Source organism: Flavobacterium sp. 9R (assembly GCF_902506345.1).
GTDB lineage: Bacteria > Bacteroidota > Bacteroidia > Flavobacteriales > Flavobacteriaceae > Flavobacterium.
This window is the reverse complement of the sequence record NZ_LR733413.1, coordinates 1,253,024-1,269,756: the sequence shown is the minus strand read 5'-3', so window position 1 is coordinate 1,269,756 and position 16,733 is coordinate 1,253,024. Positions and strand designations below refer to the sequence as shown.

The window sequence follows — 16,733 nt, the reverse complement described above, 5'->3', positions numbered from 1 at the left end:
GGAATAATTATTAAAATTTGATGCTCAGAATTTTAATTTATTAACAATAAAAAATAAAAAATCTTAAAAACCTCATAAAAAACTAGAATACAGTAAATTACAAAAACTAATCTTCTTCTTTTTTGATTACTTTTCTAGCCACTTCAATCTTAAACTTTTTACCTTTCATCTTTTCATCTTTCACTAAACGAAGTAAATCTTTGACTTTATTGTATTTTACAGCTGCAAAAGAGATAAAATCTTTGACTTCAATCAATCCTAAATCACCTTTTTCTAGCTTCCCCTTTTGAGAAAAGAAACCAACAATATCAATCTTATTGAGTTTGTTTTTTTTACCTCCGCTAATGTAAATTGTTTGAAACTGTGGTGGTTTTGGTAACGTTGTCGTAGAACTTAGCTCCAAGACCGGCATAGAATAATCAATGTAATCCAGCTTTTTTTCACTTTCGTTTACAATTAAATAAGCCGTACCAGAGGCCAACATACGAGCTGTTCGGCCATTTCTGTGTGTAAACTCTTCTTCCTTTAAAGGCAAATGATAATGAATAACATGCTTCATTTCTGGAATATCCAATCCACGAGCAGCTAAATCGGTAGTAATTAAATAGCTCATACTCCCATTTCTAAACTGAATCAAAGCACGTTCTCGCTCTTCTTGGTCCATACCACCATGATAGTAAGTAGCATAAATCCCTTTTTCATTCAGCGTATCACTAATGCGCTCTGCAGCATCTCGATGGTTACAAAAAATAATTGCTGCTTCGGATTTCAAAGAGCATATCAACTGGAATAAGGTCATCAATTTATCTTTATCCTTTGAAACAATCATTTGAAGAGATAGATTATTTTCCTCTTTATGTTCAGGTATAAAATCTAAAACCAATGGATTAACAACACGAGTGTATTTAGGAATCTCAATACCAGAAGTAGCCGAAACCAACACACGCTTATTGAGTTTAGACAATTTTCCAATCACAAAAGACATTTGCTCGTGAAACCCAAGTTGCAAAGACTTATCAAATTCATCTAAAACTAAGGTTTGGATTTTATCTAAACGAAAAGTGCCTCTATCTATATGGTCTGCAATTCTTCCCGGCGTTCCTATCAAAATAGCAGGCGGATTACTTAAGTTTTTTATTTCAGTATCAATTGAATGACCTCCATAACAAACGTTTACCTTATAACCTGTACCCATTTTTTTCCAAACTTGCTCAATTTGCAAACCTAATTCACGTGAAGGAACTAAAATTAAACATTGAACAGAGAGAATCTCAGGCTGCAAAAGCACGAAAAGAGGCAATAAGAACGCCAATGTTTTTCCCGAACCTGTTGGGGATAACAATAAAACATTATTTTCATTAATAATCGCATCATGCGAGACTTCTTGCATCTCATTTAAGGCTGAAATCCCCAAATTGGAAAGAATCGGATTGAAATTGTGAGTTGTATTCATATTGCAAAAGTAGTCAAAATAGTTGGCAGTGCCTATTTTAAGCCTTTCACACAATAGTTCCAATCAAACTTTGAGAGAAATAAGTATATTTGACTTTTGTTCAAAATAACAACCTAATGAAATCTATCTTCACCCTACTTTTACTATTCTCTCTTTCTGTATTGTCGCAAAAAAACAATAAATACGACACCTTTTTTGAAAAAGGAAATGGAAATCAATCTGCTACCTACGAGGAAACCATTAAATATTACAAACTTTTAGCCAATGACTTTCCAACGATTAAAGTACAAGAAGCAGGAATGACCGACAGTGGTTTCCCTTTACATATTGTAGTTTTTAATCCTGATAAAGAATTCGATTTTAAAAAAATCACTACTACTAAAGCCGTAATCCTTATTAATAATGGAATTCATGCTGGAGAACCCGATGGTATAGATGCCAGTATGCAATTATACAGAGATTTGGCGCTAGGTAAGATTAAAGCACCTAAAAACACCGTTTTAGTCTGTATTCCAGTTTATAACATAGGAGGTGCATTGAATAGAAATTCAACTTCGCGTGCCAACCAAAATGGTCCAGAAGAATATGGTTTTAGAGGCAATGCTAGAAATTATGATTTGAATCGCGATTTCATAAAATCAGACACCAAAAACACCAAAAGTTTTGTTGAAATTTTCCATTTGACAAATCCCGATGTTTTTATTGATAATCACGTCAGTAATGGCTCGGATTATCAGTATAAATTGACATACATTATGACCCAACACAACAAATTAGGGACAGCTTTGGGGAATTTTTTGAATGAAGAAATGATGCCCGCTATTGTAAATGATTTACAAAAAAAGAAAATAGAAAGCACTCCCTATGTCAATACTTTTTCCGACACACCTGATAAAGGTTTTGGGCAGTTTTTTGAAAGTCCACGTTTTGCAACAGGTTACACTTCCTTATTCAATACTATCGGATTTGTTGTTGAAACACATATGCTAAAAAATTACTCCGACAGAGTAAAAGTAACTTATGAATATATGCGTTCAGCCATCGATTTTACTGATACTAATTATCAAAAAATAAAATTGCTACGCGTTCAGAATGAAGCGCAATATTTACCAAATAAAAAGTACACCATCAAATGGGAACTGGATACCACTAAAAAAACGACTATCCCCTTCTTAGGTTTTGAAGCTAGTTACAAAAAAAGCGAGGCAACCACTGGCAATCGTTTGTTTTATGACCGTACAAAACCGTACAAAAAAGAAGTTCCTTACATCAAAGAATTCAAAGCAGTAAAAGAAATTGAAATCCCTAGATATTATATAATTCCTCAAGGTTTCTGGCCTGTGATTGATTTATTAAAACACAACGGAATCAGTATCAAACCAATAAAAAAAGACACCATAATAACCGTAGAACGGTATCGTATTGCGGATTTTAAAACCACACCCAATGCTTACGAAGGTCATTATTTGCATCGTAATACAAATGTAAAGTCAACGATAGAAAAAGTATCTTTTAGAAAAGGAGATTTTTTAATAACTACACAACAAAAAGGAATAAAATACCTCTTAGAAACACTTGAGCCAGAAGGCGTAGATTCCTTCTTTAATTGGAATTTCTTTGATACGCTATTGCAACAAAAAGAAGGCTATTCTGATTATGTTTTCGAAGATACAGCCGCTCAATTACTAAAAGACAATCCCAATTTAAAATCCGAATTTGAAGCCTTAAAAGCAAAAGACCCTGCTTTTAATAAAAATCCAGAAGCACAATTGGACTGGATATATAAACATTCCGACTATTACGAAAAAGCACATCTCAATTACCCAGTATATCGAATTTTATAGCAAAAAAAAGCTCCTATTTTAGGAGCTTTTCTTCTTCAAATAACAATTTTATATTTTCATAGGAATTTTTTAAGGCCTCTTTGATTTCTTCAGGATTCAACCAGGCTACTTTTTCAATACCCTCCTCTAGTTGTCCTTGTGGTGTTCCCTCAAACTTAGACTGCATTTCAAACCAATGGGTCACTTTGAGTTTGTATTTGCCATTTCGCTTAAAAACATGATAAGTTTTTTGTAACTTCTTTACGATTTCTAATTTATTGACACCCGTTTCTTCTTCAACCTCACGCTTTGCGGTAACTTCAATCTCCTCTCCTTTTTCTATTCCGCCTTTAGGCAAATCCCATTTCCCATTTCTAAAAATAAACAAGACTTCCCCTTTTTTATTATAAACCAATCCACCTCCAGCTTTACAAACTGGTATTTTTGCCTTCAATGTTTTCATAATTTCCCTTTCATCAGGGTGATACAAATAGGCTTTCTGGATTTTATTTTGAAAAATTTTAACTATAATTCGCTCTACATCAATACTATCTAGCAGAAATAATTCAAAATCTGTCTCTTTAGAGATTTGATTTGTCAAAAAAAGTGGTTTGTCGTTAACAAAAACTTTATACATTTGTATTATGATTTTTAATAAAGATACTGCCGAAAAAACAGCCGAATTGCTTTTGCAAATAAATGCAATTAAATTGAATCCCGGAAATCCTTTTACGTGGGCTTCTGGCTGGAAATCTCCTATTTATTGTGATAATCGTCTAATTCTTTCATTTCCAGTGATAAGAAATTATGTGAGAGACGAATTTTCTAAACACATCGAAAAACAATTTGGGAAACCAGATGTTATTGCTGGTGTTGCTACAGGTGCCATAGGCATTGGAATGCTTGTTGCTGAAAGTATGGGACTTCCATTCGTATATGTTCGTCCTGAGCCAAAAAAACACGGTAGACAAAACCAAATTGAAGGCTTTTTACAAAAAGGACAAAATGTAGTTATTGTGGAAGACCTCATAAGTACTGGCGGAAGTAGTTTACAAGCCTTTGAAGCACTAAAAGAAGCTGGAGCTGTAGTAAAAGGTATGGCAGCCATATTTACTTATGGATTTGATGTTTCGGAAGAAAATTTCAAAAAAGCCAATTTAGACTTGTATACCTTGAGTAATTATCAAAACTTACTCAACTTAGCTGTGGCCAAGCAATACATTACAGAAAAAGAGGAAAGCACATTAAGAGAATGGAATGCATCACCATCAACATGGGGTGTCTAAAAATAATACAATTTAATAGATAAAATAATGAATTTAGAAAGCCCAAAAGTTGCTGTATCAAAATCTGCTCAAGAACTTTTTGATTTATTGACAGATGTCAGAAACTTTGAAAAATTAATGCCTGATAACATTGCAAAATTTGAAGTAATTGGCGATGACGCTTTTATTTTTGGATTAAAAGGAATGCCTGAAATCAAACTAAAAATGAAAGAAAAAGTTGCTCCAAACAAAGTAGTTCTTGGCGCAGCTAGTGACAAACTACCTTTTACACTTACCGCTTCGATTGATGCCGTTTCTGACAACAACAGCGAAGTAAAACTGGATTTTGTCGGCGAATTCAACCCAATGATGGCTATGATGATTAAAGGACCTATTGGTAAATTCATAGAAACCTTAGCTACAAATATGACCAAATTGTAAATCATATTTAAAAGACTAAAAAAAAGGCAAAAATTAATTTTTGCCTTTTTTTTTAATACAACATCTGTATTTCTTTTATATCAAATTCTGCAATAGTATCGTCTTCCAAAAGCACTTTTAACTTTCCTATATCAGAAACTCCTTGAATAATCCCCATAAAATGAGACTCATTTTCATCTGCAAAAGGCATAGGAATCCCCTTTTTAAAAAGTAAATGAGTATAATCCTTCCAAAACTGAATTTCATATTCCTTCCAATACACAATTTTTTGTTTAAAAGTATCAACAATCAATTGCAACAACAATTCCCTATCGAATTCGACCTCGCAAACTAAAGATAATGATGTGGCCTTGGGTAAATCAATAAAATTGGTTTGATTGACATTTAGCCCTAAACCAATAATGGACTCTATGCTTCCGTCGCTTTTAATACTGTTTTCAATCAAAATGCCACCAATTTTTTTATTGTATGACATTATGTCGTTTGGCCATTTGATACTTAATTCAGGAACCTTATAGCTATTTAAGGCATCAATAACTGCTAAAGAAAAGACAATATTCAAATGAAACAACTCATTAATATCCTTAAAAACATCTTTTAGCAAAACACTCATTATCAAATTTCTACCTGTCTCAGACTCCCATTTTTGCCCCATTTGGCCTTTCCCTTTGGTTTGGGTTTCAGCGGTAACTACAGTAAAATTAACCGTTTCAGGAAGAACAGAAATACCTTTAAGGAAATCATTTGTAGAATCTATGGCATCGAGTTTGATTAACTTCATTTACTATTTTTTAAAAAACATAATTTAATATTATGTTAAGGTTCAAAAATAATCACAAAAAATGGTAACTTTACAAACTTATATTAAAAATAATTCATGGCGAAAAAGACTATTAATAATGATGTTTTACTAGCAAACATCATCAAAGGAATCGAAGAGGTAAAAGGAAATGATATTGATATTCTTGATTTAAGAGAAATTGACACTGCCGTATGTGATTATTTCATAATTTGCAACGGTACTTCTAATACACAAGTAAACGCAATTGTCAATTCAATTCAAAAAACAGTATCCAAAGAACTTAAAGATAAACCTTGGCATGTTGAAGGAACTGACAATGCAGAATGGGTATTGATGGATTATGTGAATATTGTTGTTCACGTATTTCAAAAGCACATTCGCGAGTACTACAATATTGAAAGTCTTTGGGGAGATGCCAAAATAACAACTATCGAAAATAAATACTAAAGAAACTTAACGTCTAATGGCTAAAGAGAATAATCCAAATTCCAATAAATTTAAAATAAGTCCTTGGTTAATTTACGCGGCGATACTTATCATTTTTCTATTAATAAACTTTGCAACTGGAGGTTCTAGCTTACAAGAAGCCTCACAATTGACATCTTCTAAATTCAATGATTATTTAGAAAAAGGTCAAATAGAAAAAGTTATCGTTTACAACAAATCTGAAGCAGAAGTATTCTTGAATGCTGCTGCTTTGAAAGAAGCTACTCATCAAAAAGTATCTAAAGATGTATTTGACAGACCTAACAAAGGACCACATTATACTTTAGAAATTGGTAATGACCAAATTTTCCAAACCAAATTAGAAAAAGCCGTTAAAGAAGGAAAGCTAAAAGACTTTAACTTTTTACAGAAAAACAATTGGTCGGATATTTTGATTAGCCTACTCCCTATCATCATAATTATTGGAGTATGGATTTTCATTATGCGAAAAATGTCTGGCGGAGGAGCTGGAGGTGGTGGACAGATTTTCAATATCGGAAAATCTAAAGCTAAATTATTCGATGAAAAAACAGATATCAAAACCACATTTAAAGATGTTGCTGGTTTAGAAGGAGCAAAAGAAGAAATTCAAGAAATCGTTGAATTCTTAAAAAACCCAGAAAAATACACCAATCTAGGAGGTAAAATTCCAAAAGGAGCTTTATTAGTAGGACCTCCAGGAACAGGAAAAACTCTTTTGGCTAAAGCTGTTGCAGGCGAAGCTCAAGTACCTTTCTTCTCCTTATCAGGTTCTGATTTTGTGGAAATGTTTGTAGGTGTAGGTGCTTCACGTGTACGTGATTTATTCAAACAAGCCAAAGAAAAATCACCTGCAATTATTTTTATTGACGAGATTGACGCAGTTGGTAGAGCTAGAGGAAAAAGCAATATGTCTGGCGGAAACGACGAACGTGAAAATACATTGAACCAACTTTTAACAGAAATGGATGGTTTTGGAACCAATTCAAATGTAATTGTTTTGGCAGCTACTAACAGAGCTGATGTATTAGACAAAGCCTTGATGCGTGCAGGGCGTTTTGATAGACAAATTTTTGTTGATTTACCAGATATCCGTGAAAGAGCAGAAATCTTTGCCGTTCACTTAGCTCCAATTAAAAAGGTAGAAGGATTAGATTTAGACTTCTTAGCTAAACAAACTCCTGGTTTCTCTGGTGCTGATATTGCTAATGTTTGTAACGAAGCGGCACTTATTGCAGCACGTAACAATAAAACAGCGGTAGACCGTCAAGACTTTTTAGATGCTGTAGATAGAATCATTGGTGGTTTAGAAAAGAAAAACAAAATCATCACTCCAGATGAAAAACGAGCAATTGCGATACACGAAGCGGGTCACGCAACGGTTAGCTGGATGCTTGAACACGCAGCTCCACTAATTAAGGTAACAATCGTACCTCGTGGTCAAAGTTTAGGAGCTGCTTGGTATTTGCCAGAAGAAAGACAAATCGTTAGAACAGACCAAATGTTAGACGAAATGTGTGCAACTATGGGTGGTAGAGCTGCTGAGAAAGTAACCTTTGATAGAATATCGACTGGAGCATTGAGTGACTTAGAAAAAGTAACTCGCCAAGCTAGAGCAATGGTAACTATATATGGATTGAATGATAAGATAGGTAACGTAACCTATTACGATTCTACAGGTCAAAATGAGTACGGGTTCTCAAAACCTTATTCTGATGATACCGCTAAAATTATTGACACTGAAATTTCTGAATTAATTGAAGGGCAATACCAAAGAGCTATCAAAATATTAGAAGAAAACAAAGACAAACTCAACCAATTAGCAGATATTCTAATTGAAAAAGAAGTGATTTTCAAAGATGACTTAGAAACAATTTTTGGAAAACGTTCTTTCGATCAAAATCTAGAAGAAACCGTTTCATAGAAAACGAAGACATAAATCAGCTTTTTTTTAAAATCTTAATTCAAAATCAACTTTTGAATTAAGATTTTTTTATCTTTGACCGATTTCCAATAGATTATTAAGAATAGTAACCCAATATGAGTCTTTTCAGAAAATTTTTTAGTTCTGGTCAAACAAATTCAGATGAAGATAAAGAGATCAATAAAACCTCTTTTGATCAAAACGTCCCTGTTGATGAACAGTTCATCTTTAATTTTAAAAGAAACGGTGGTAAATTTCTATATTGCGATTCATTAAACGAGGTAAAAGAACAATTCGAGAATATATTGGAAGAAAATGATTGGTTCGAAAGTGAAGCACTTTGTTTTGAACCAACCTTATTTCCTATGCTTAAAGAAAATAACATTTTCTTTGACAAACCTCAAAACCCTAAATTTTTATTAGCTACTTGTGAAAACTTAGTTTCTGACGAAGGATCTATTTCGTTTTCTTCAAACCAAATCAAGCAAAAAAAACCAAATGAATTACCTGTAAACATGGTAATTATTGCTCACACAAGTCAAATCATCTCTGGCAAAAGCGAAATTCTTAGTGCAATCAAAAACAAGTACAAAAAAGAATATCCTAGTAATATTACAACCATAAAATATTTCGAAAAAGCACAAGAAGAAGATTTTACTCAGTATGGAAGTGCTGCTAAAAATTTATACCTTATACTACTAGAGGATCTATAATAATGAATGAAACGCTTAAACGATCCTTATCTGGAGCGGTATATATAACTTTATTACTCGCTTCAATTCTTTATTCTACTGAAAGTTTTTTTATACTATTTGGTGTTTTTTTGATCATTGCCTTATATGAATTTTGCAATTTGGTTCAAATGAAAGCTGCGTTGCCTATTGTATTAGGAACGCTACTCTACTCGTTTGTAACCTTGGTAAGTCATTATGCTACCGAAACCACAGCATTTATAAATAGAGCTTTTCAAACTCAAATAAATCTTGAAATAAATATTCAGAAATTAGATTTAGCATTATTGGCTGTAACAATTGTTGTATCTATCAAATGCATATTGTTTTTATTTTATGATTCAGTTCAAAAAGTAAGTACTTCGTCCAAATACTTATACCTACTTGGCTACATTACCTTACCTTTTATTTTTATAACTAAAATTTCGTTTGGTATAAATGATTATAATCCAAAAATCATTATTGGTTTATTCATATTGATTTGGACCAACGATACTTTCGCATACATCGTTGGAAAGTCGATGGGAAAACACAAATTATTTGAAAGAATTTCACCCAAAAAAACTATAGAAGGATTCCTTGGCGGAATTGTTTTTGCAGTTTTTGCAGGATATTTAATTTCAAAATTATACATAGAACCCAAACCTGAATTTAGCCAAAAATCAATTTTAATTTGGACTTTTATTGCTTTAATCGTTGGTATAATGGGAACAATTGGAGATTTAATTGAATCTAAATTCAAACGAATTGCCGAAGTAAAAGACAGCGGAAGTATTATGCCCGGACACGGAGGCATTCTAGATCGACTAGATAGTGTTATATTTGTAGCGCCGATTATATTTTTATTTTACCAAATTTTAAATTATGTTTCATAAAGAAGGAACCCCAAGCATTTTATTAGGAACTACTTTTACAGCAGTTGTCTTGTTATTATCTGATTATTTAATTTCTACAAATTGGATTAAAATGACCATACAAATTGCAACTTTGGTTTTTCTAATTATCATTTTGCAGTTTTTTAGAAATCCAAAACGTACCGTAATTTTAAATGAGAATCAAATTCTTGCACCTGTTGATGGTAAAGTAGTTGTAATTGAAGAAGTTTACGAAGGAGAATATTTCAAAGACAAACGTTTGCAAATTTCAATTTTTATGTCTCCTATCAATGTACATGTTACTAGATATGGTTTAAGTGGTATCGTAAAATTCAGCAAATACCATCCTGGGAAATTTCTTGTAGCTTGGCATCCAAAAGCAAGTGAAGAAAACGAAAGAACTACAGTTGTTGTTGAGAACAATACTTTTGGCGCAGTTTTATACCGTCAAATTGCTGGAGCCTTAGCTAGACGAATTGTTAATTATGCGCAAGAAGGCATGCAAGTCGTTCAAGGAACTGATGCCGGTTTTATAAAATTTGGCTCAAGAGTAGATTTATTTTTACCTTTGGGTACACCAGTTAATGTAGTTTTAAATCAAAAAGCTATAGGCGGTAAAACTATTATTGCAACAAAGGCATAATGACCAACGACGAGCTAGACATACAATTTCAAGAAGCATTTGACAAAGCTTCTAATATGACACAACCATTACCTCCAGATGTAATGTTGCGTTTGTATGCCTATTACAAACAAGCTACTTTTGGAACTTCTAATTACAACAGAAATGATAATTTTGATTTAAGAAATGCATTTAAAACAAATGCTTGGATTCAGATAAGTCATTTAACCCAAGAAGAAGCCAAAACGCTTTACATAGAAACCGTAAACGAATTATTAAAAAATAGTGAATCATGAGAAAACCTTTCTTTTTAATACCTTCTTTTTTATTCGTTTTTTTGTTGACTAGCTGTAATAAAAAAGAATTAATTGAAGTAGTTGAAGTCCCTCTTCCTGCTGCAGAACAAAAAATCACCATAGGCAATCCAGAAGATGTAAAAGCGGACGATGGTTCTTTTCAAGTAGAAGCTTTACCCTATAAATATGATGCCTTATCACCATCTATTTCGGCTTTAGCGTTAGAACTCCATTATTCAAAGCATTATTTAACGTATACCAATAATTTAAACAAAGCCATCAAAGGAACTCCTTTGGAAAACTTAACTATTGAAGAAGTTCTAACCAAATTAGATATCAATAATGCAGATATGCGAAATAATGCAGGAGGGTATTATAATCACAGTCTTTTTTGGAAAATAATGGGACCAAAAGCGGGTGGTGTTCCAAAAGATACATTGGCAGGAGCCATTACTAAAGACTTTGGCTCTTTTGAAAATTTCACAACACAATTTAAAAATACTGCTTCAAAGCATTTTGGTTCAGGTTGGGTTTGGTTAGTGGTAGATCGCGAGGGAAAACTCCAAATTACTAGTACACAAAATCAGGACAACCCATTGATGCCTTTAGTTCCTGTAGTGGGTTATCACGGAAAACCTATTTTAGCTTTAGATATCTGGGAGCATTCGTATTATATAGATTACCAATACAAACGAAAAAATTATATCGATGCCTTTTTTAATGTGATTAATTGGAATAAAGTCAACGAAAATTATCAGGCAACCTTTAAGAAAAAATAAATTAGACGTTGTAAGCGAAAAATCTATTCGAGTTTACAAATTAAATTCCATAAAAAATGCTCCTAATAGGAGCATTTTTTTATGAAACAAAACTAACTTTCTATTGCAATTTTAATATGAAAGATTCTGACGGAGCGATGGCTATTGAAGCCCTACCTTCTCCATTGGTCACTTTTAATTCTGTTTTGTATTTACCATACAATTGGTCTACAAGAGTATACGTACCATCTTTTACATTCCACTTTTCAAGTAAATCGGCTGGAACTCTCATCTCATAGTTACTGGCTATAGTCGAAGAAAAGTTAGCAACTACAATCAATTGCTCCTCTTTTGACCAACGTGCAAAAGTGTATAAATCTTTATCATATCCTTGCACTATATTTCTGTTAGCGCCTTGAATTTCTTGATACCCTCCCATCAAAGCTGAACTTTTTAAAGAAAAACTCAAAAGACGTTTATAAAAATCACGTAATTCTTTTTCACTTGAAGACAATTGACCTCCATCAAATTTACCATTATTCATCCAACGTTGATGATGGGGCACTCCTATATAATCAAAAATAGATGTTCTAGAATGCGTTCCAAAACCAGCGTCTTCTTTACCTGGCTCTCCTACTTCTTGACCGAAATAAATCATAGTAGGTGAAGAACTCAATGTAGTTGAAACAACCATTAAAGGCTTTCCTCTTTCGCCACTACCCGCAAATTCAGGACTAGCTAGACGTTGTTCATCATGATTATCCAAGAAATGAAGCATATGATGTTCGATATCCATCATATTATATTGAATTCCCGAAATTTCATCAGACCACGATCTACCTTGAATTACGTCTTTTAATTTATCGTAAGTTTCAACTTTGTCATACAAATAGTCCATTTTACCCAAATGAATATAATTTCTGTATTCTCTTGGATTGTATACTTCTGCCATTAAAAAAGAATCTGGATTAGCCATTTTTATTGCTGAATTCATATAGCTCCAAAATTCGTAAGGCACCATCTCAGCCATATCGTAACGAAAGCCATCAACACCTTTTGCAGTCCAATACAAAGCAATATCCTTGAATTTTACCCATGAATTTGGTACATTTTTATCTGCCCAAAAAGCAAAATGTTCTTTATAATCTTTTTTGTCAAAACCTGCAGGAAGTTCAGGAAAATCTTTTCCCCCATCAGGACGAATACCGTAATTTACTTTTACCGTTTCGTACCAATCATTCTTATCGGGTTTTGCCATTCTTGAGCCGTTTCCTGTCCATTTTGCTGGAAATTCATCAAATTTTCCATCTGCCAATGGATGATTTTCACCATTAAGTGGTTTCGGAGCATCTGGAACTTCAAAACGAGTATTAGGAATGTAATAAAAATTGTTATCTCTTTTGTATTCAACGCTAACATCGTCATCGGCACCAAAATCTTTAACTCCTTTTGGATTGCTTTTTCCTTCATATTTACGCGCAATATGGTTAGGAACAATATCAATAATTACCTTCATTCCTGCTTTGTGAGTTCTTGCTACCAATGCTTCAAACTCGGCTAATCTATTCGCTGGATTGACTGCCAAATCAGGATTTACATTATAATAATCCTTAACTGCATAAGGTGATCCCGCTCTACCCTTTACTACATCTGGATCGTCATTTGAAATTCCATAAGAAGTATAATCTCGAACCAAAGCATGATGTGGCACTCCTGTGTACCATATATGAGTTACTCCTAAATCTTTAATTTCATGCAAGGCTTTATCCGTAAAATCATTGAATTTACCTACTCCATTTTCTTCAATTGTACCCCAAGGTTTATTGGTTGTATTGGTATTCCCAAATAAACGAGTAAATACCTGATACACCACCTTTTTGTGTTCCGTTGTAGTTGCTTTTTTTTCTGAATTCATTTTTACATCTTTTGTTTTGCATCCTGTTGCTAGCAATAGAGCAGTTGCAAAGAAAATTAAGGCTATTTTTTTAATCATGATAGATAAATTTTACTATTTCTTCATAATTATGAAAAACGAAGAAATAACTATTCGAATTTATAAATTTACAAAAAAAGACCTGAAAATATGCCATTTTAATACATCCTTGTGAAATACCCTTCTTGAATTCATACTACTACAACGTGAGAGTAAACAAAAATGTTAGTAATTTAAAGTATAATAAGATGGTGTTTTTAACAGTAATTTTAACAAACACAAATAAATCATAATAAACCTATACTCCATTGGTTTTTTATAAATTTGACAAAAATTTTTCCCATTGAAGAAACTAGTATTTATTATCCGTTTTTGTTTGATAATTAGCATTACTCCTCACCTCTTGGCTCAGGCTCCAAAAAAAATTGTTGTAGAACATTCAGATTTTTTTGCTGTTAACCAAATTGAAGCTCCAGATGCAGCTTTACTCACAGGAAATGTTCGAATGATTCATGATGGTGTAGTTATGACTTGTAACAAAGCCTACTACTTTGAAAAAGAAAATTACATTAAAGCCTTTGGAAATGTACAGTTGGTTCAAGGAGACACACTTTTCTTAAATAGTAAATATGCGGAATATAGCGGCAACGCAAAAAAAGCGTTCGCAACTGGAAATGCTGTTATGAGTTCACCAGACGCAACTTTGGCTACCGATACCATTAATTTTGATCGCAACACACAAGAAGTATTTTATAATACTAACGGAACGATTGTCAACAAAGAAAACACACTCAAAAGTAAATCTGGAAGGTATTATGTAACACAAAAGAAGTTTCAATTCTTGACGGCAGTCACAATTACGAACCCAACTTATGTTATCAAATCCAATCATTTGGATTATTATAGTAACTCTGGGCATTCCTATTTACTGGGTCCATCGACTATTACCAGCAAAGCCAACTATATTTACACTGAAAAAGGATTTTACGACACTAAGAAAAATTTAGCGCATTTTTTAAATAAATCCTATATCAAATACGACGACCGATTAATCAGGGGAGACAGTTTATATTATGACCGAAATAAAGAATTTGCATCCGCAACGCGAAATGTAAAAATAACTGATTCTATCAATCGAGGTATCGTAAAAGGGCATTATGCAGAAGTTTACAAAAAGCAAGATTCTATGTTTGTGACCAAACGTGCCGTAGCGGTTAACTTTGTAGAAAATGACTCTGTCTATATTCACGGAAAAAAATTAATGGTCACAGGAAAAGAAGGCAATAGAATCATTAGAGCTTTCAACAATGTTCGTTTTTACAAAACGGATATGAGCGGGAAATGCGATTCTATCCATTCTAGCACCAAAATAGCATTGACAAAACTCATTGGTAATCCGATTTTATGGAATGCAGAAAATCAAATTACTGGCGACATAATGCATTTAATTGGAGATTCAAAAACAGAAAAATTAGATTCCTTAAAAGTCCTCAATAACACGTTTATTGTCTCGAAAGACACCTTGGGTACTGGTTTCAATCAAGTAAAGGGTCAGGATTTGTTTGGGAAATTTAAAGATGGGAAACTCCACGATATCGATATTATAAAAAACACAGAAGTCATTTACTATATGCGGAATGACGACAAAGAACTCATAGGAATCAACAAAAACAAGAGTAGTAAAATCAATATTATTTTTGATAAAAATGCCATTGAAACCATCACTTTCTTTAAAGATGTAGATGGCGATATTTTTCCAGAAAAAGATCTTCCAGAAAATGGCAGAAAACTAAAAGGGCTCGTCTGGCGAGGAGACGAAAGAATAAAATCCAAAGATGACATTTTTCCTCCCGAAGAAAACATCGATAATGAAAAAATCATTAAGCAAACCAAGATAGCAAATGATCGAGCGGGTGTTCCTATAAAACCCCGGAAAGAAACATTGAATTACGACAAGAAGAAACCTACAGCAAAGACAAAAAAATAGCTGAGGCAGATTTAAGTATTCAAAAAACATCAATAATAAAGAGATTTTATCCTCTTTATTGCAATAACTTAGAATTAAAATGAATACAGATTTCATCAAATACCAAGCACAGACTTCACCTTACCCATTAGGAATGGAAGTTTCGCATGCCATTGGCTCCTACATTTACGATACAAATAATAAGAAATATTTAGATTTTGTAGCTGGCGTATCCGCTTGTACTTTGGGACATCAAAACAAGCGAGTGAACGATGCAATCAAAAATCAATTAGATAAATATTCGCATGTTATGGTTTATGGCGAGTATTCTCAAAGTCCTTCTGTTGCTTTTTGTAAACTATTAGCTGAACAATTACCTGAACCGTTAAAGAAAACCTATTTAGTCAATTCTGGTACAGAAGCTATTGAAGGTGCCTTAAAATTAGCAAGAAGAACCACCGGCAGAAGCCAATTAATCTCATGCCACAATGCCTATCACGGAAACACTATGGGCTCAATGAGTGTTATGGGTTTCGAAGAAAGAAAGCAAGTATTTCGTCCTTTAATTCCAGATGTGGATTTTATTACCTTCAATAACGAAGCCGATTTAGAAAAAATAACTACTAAAACTGCAGGAATCATCCTTGAAACCATTCAAGGTGGTGCTGGTTTTATTCAACCAGAAAATGATTTTCTAAAAAAAGTAAGACAACGTTGCACAGAAGTTGGTGCCATGATGATTGTTGATGAAATTCAACCTGGATTTGGAAGAACAGGCAAATTATTTGGCTTTCAAAACTACGACGTAGTTCCTGATATTGTAGTTATGGGAAAAGGTATGGGCGGAGGAATGCCTGTTGGCGCATTTACAGCAGCACCAGAAATGATGGATTTATTGAGTCATGATCCAAAATTAGGACATATCACCACCTTTGGAGGTCACCCTGTCATTGCGGCAGCTAGTTTGGCCACCTTGCAGGAAATTACCGAGACAAATCTTATGACAGACGCTTTAGAAAAAGAAAAACTGTTTAGAAGTCTTTTGGTACATCCTTTGATAAAAGAAATCAGAGGAAAAGGATTAATGCTTGCGGCAATGACGGAACACGCCGAAATCACCAACGAAGTAATCTTAAAGTGTCAAGACAGAGGATTAATTCTATTTTGGTTACTTTTTGAAGGCTGCGCTATACGAATAACACCTCCGCTAACTATTTCAGAAGACGAAATTAGAGAAGGTTGTGCCATCATTCTTGAGGTTATGAATGAAGTAGCATTTAGCAAAAACATATAGCTTCAAATGGATACCGAAACAGGTCTAGAAAACAAAAAAGGCTTGTTAATTAAATTGTTCACAACAATTTCAAAAAAACCTCACA

General features: G+C 33.4%; 16 protein-coding genes. 12 read left to right on the top strand and 4 right to left on the bottom strand.

The window, feature by feature from the left end; all coding sequences use genetic code 11:
• Positions 1-106 precede the first annotated feature (106 nt).
• A complete protein-coding gene (locus FLAVO9AF_RS05665; RefSeq protein ID WP_159685563.1) occupies positions 107-1,453 on the bottom strand; it encodes a DEAD/DEAH box helicase in 1,347 nt (448 codons plus the stop codon).
• Positions 1,454-1,569: 116 nt separating this feature from the next.
• On the opposite strand from FLAVO9AF_RS05665, the gene FLAVO9AF_RS05660 reads away from it, so the two are divergent.
• Positions 1,570-3,297, top strand: a complete 1,728-nt coding sequence (locus FLAVO9AF_RS05660; RefSeq protein WP_159685561.1) for a M14 family metallopeptidase — start codon at positions 1,570-1,572, stop codon at positions 3,295-3,297.
• A gap of 13 nt (positions 3,298-3,310) precedes the next feature.
• Here FLAVO9AF_RS05660 and FLAVO9AF_RS05655 read toward each other — a convergent pair whose 3' ends face one another.
• Positions 3,311-3,913 carry an NUDIX hydrolase gene (locus tag FLAVO9AF_RS05655; protein ID WP_159685558.1) on the bottom strand — a complete coding sequence of 201 codons (603 nt, stop codon included), beginning with the start codon at positions 3,911-3,913 and terminating at the stop codon, positions 3,311-3,313.
• Between the two features lie 7 nt (positions 3,914-3,920).
• Here FLAVO9AF_RS05655 and pyrE point away from each other — a divergent pair, with 7 nt between their 5' ends.
• Together pyrE and FLAVO9AF_RS05645 are read left to right on the top strand one after the other, a co-directional pair.
• Positions 3,921-4,562, top strand: coding sequence for an orotate phosphoribosyltransferase (pyrE, locus tag FLAVO9AF_RS05650; protein ID WP_159685556.1), 642 nt, complete (start codon positions 3,921-3,923; stop codon positions 4,560-4,562).
• Between the two features lie 27 nt (positions 4,563-4,589).
• Complete coding sequence (locus FLAVO9AF_RS05645) at positions 4,590-4,982, top strand: SRPBCC family protein (protein WP_159685553.1); 393 nt, start codon at positions 4,590-4,592, stop codon at positions 4,980-4,982.
• A gap of 52 nt (positions 4,983-5,034) precedes the next feature.
• On the opposite strand, the gene FLAVO9AF_RS05640 is transcribed toward FLAVO9AF_RS05645, so the two are convergent.
• Positions 5,035-5,763, bottom strand: coding sequence for a biotin--[acetyl-CoA-carboxylase] ligase (locus FLAVO9AF_RS05640; RefSeq protein WP_159685550.1), 729 nt, complete (start codon positions 5,761-5,763; stop codon positions 5,035-5,037).
• A 96-nt stretch (positions 5,764-5,859) separates the two neighbouring features.
• Here FLAVO9AF_RS05640 and rsfS point away from each other — a divergent pair, with 96 nt between their 5' ends.
• From rsfS to FLAVO9AF_RS05605, 7 genes are all read left to right on the top strand, one after another.
• A complete protein-coding gene (gene rsfS, locus FLAVO9AF_RS05635; RefSeq protein WP_064714671.1) occupies positions 5,860-6,231 on the top strand; it encodes a ribosome silencing factor in 372 nt (123 codons plus the stop codon).
• A 16-nt stretch (positions 6,232-6,247) separates the two neighbouring features.
• The gene (gene ftsH, locus FLAVO9AF_RS05630) at positions 6,248-8,173 is read left to right on the top strand and encodes an ATP-dependent zinc metalloprotease FtsH (protein WP_159685548.1); all 1,926 of its coding nucleotides are present in this window, start codon (positions 6,248-6,250) and stop codon (positions 8,171-8,173) included.
• A gap of 116 nt (positions 8,174-8,289) precedes the next feature.
• Complete coding sequence (locus FLAVO9AF_RS05625) at positions 8,290-8,886, top strand: lactate utilization protein B/C (protein ID WP_159685545.1); 597 nt, start codon at positions 8,290-8,292, stop codon at positions 8,884-8,886.
• A 2-nt stretch (positions 8,887-8,888) separates the two neighbouring features.
• Complete coding sequence (locus FLAVO9AF_RS05620) at positions 8,889-9,779, top strand: phosphatidate cytidylyltransferase (protein ID WP_159685541.1); 891 nt, start codon at positions 8,889-8,891, stop codon at positions 9,777-9,779.
• Entirely contained in the window at positions 9,769-10,422 is a 654-nt protein-coding gene (locus FLAVO9AF_RS05615) for a phosphatidylserine decarboxylase family protein (RefSeq protein WP_159685538.1), read from the top strand. The genes FLAVO9AF_RS05620 and FLAVO9AF_RS05615 overlap by 11 nt, the downstream gene beginning before the upstream one ends.
• Positions 10,422-10,697 (top strand): acyl-CoA-binding protein, encoded by a 276-nt coding sequence (locus tag FLAVO9AF_RS05610; RefSeq protein WP_159685536.1) that lies wholly within the window; start codon positions 10,422-10,424, stop codon positions 10,695-10,697. Before FLAVO9AF_RS05615 ends, FLAVO9AF_RS05610 begins: the two co-directional genes overlap by 1 nt.
• On the top strand, positions 10,694-11,476 hold the full coding sequence (locus FLAVO9AF_RS05605; protein ID WP_159685533.1) for a superoxide dismutase: 783 nt from the start codon (positions 10,694-10,696) through the stop codon (positions 11,474-11,476). The genes FLAVO9AF_RS05610 and FLAVO9AF_RS05605 overlap by 4 nt, the downstream gene beginning before the upstream one ends.
• Before the next feature lie 100 nt (positions 11,477-11,576).
• On the opposite strand, the gene FLAVO9AF_RS05600 is transcribed toward FLAVO9AF_RS05605, so the two are convergent.
• Positions 11,577-13,448 (bottom strand): alpha-amylase family protein, encoded by a 1,872-nt coding sequence (locus FLAVO9AF_RS05600; protein ID WP_159685531.1) that lies wholly within the window; start codon positions 13,446-13,448, stop codon positions 11,577-11,579.
• A gap of 283 nt (positions 13,449-13,731) precedes the next feature.
• Here FLAVO9AF_RS05600 and FLAVO9AF_RS05595 point away from each other — a divergent pair, with 283 nt between their 5' ends.
• Positions 13,732-15,375, top strand: coding sequence for an OstA-like protein (locus FLAVO9AF_RS05595; protein ID WP_159685528.1), 1,644 nt, complete (start codon positions 13,732-13,734; stop codon positions 15,373-15,375).
• Positions 15,376-15,454: 79 nt separating this feature from the next.
• Positions 15,455-16,648: an aspartate aminotransferase family protein gene (locus tag FLAVO9AF_RS05590; protein WP_159685525.1), complete on the top strand. Its 1,194-nt coding sequence runs from the start codon at positions 15,455-15,457 to the stop codon at positions 16,646-16,648.
• The last annotated feature ends 85 nt before the right edge of the window (positions 16,649-16,733 follow it).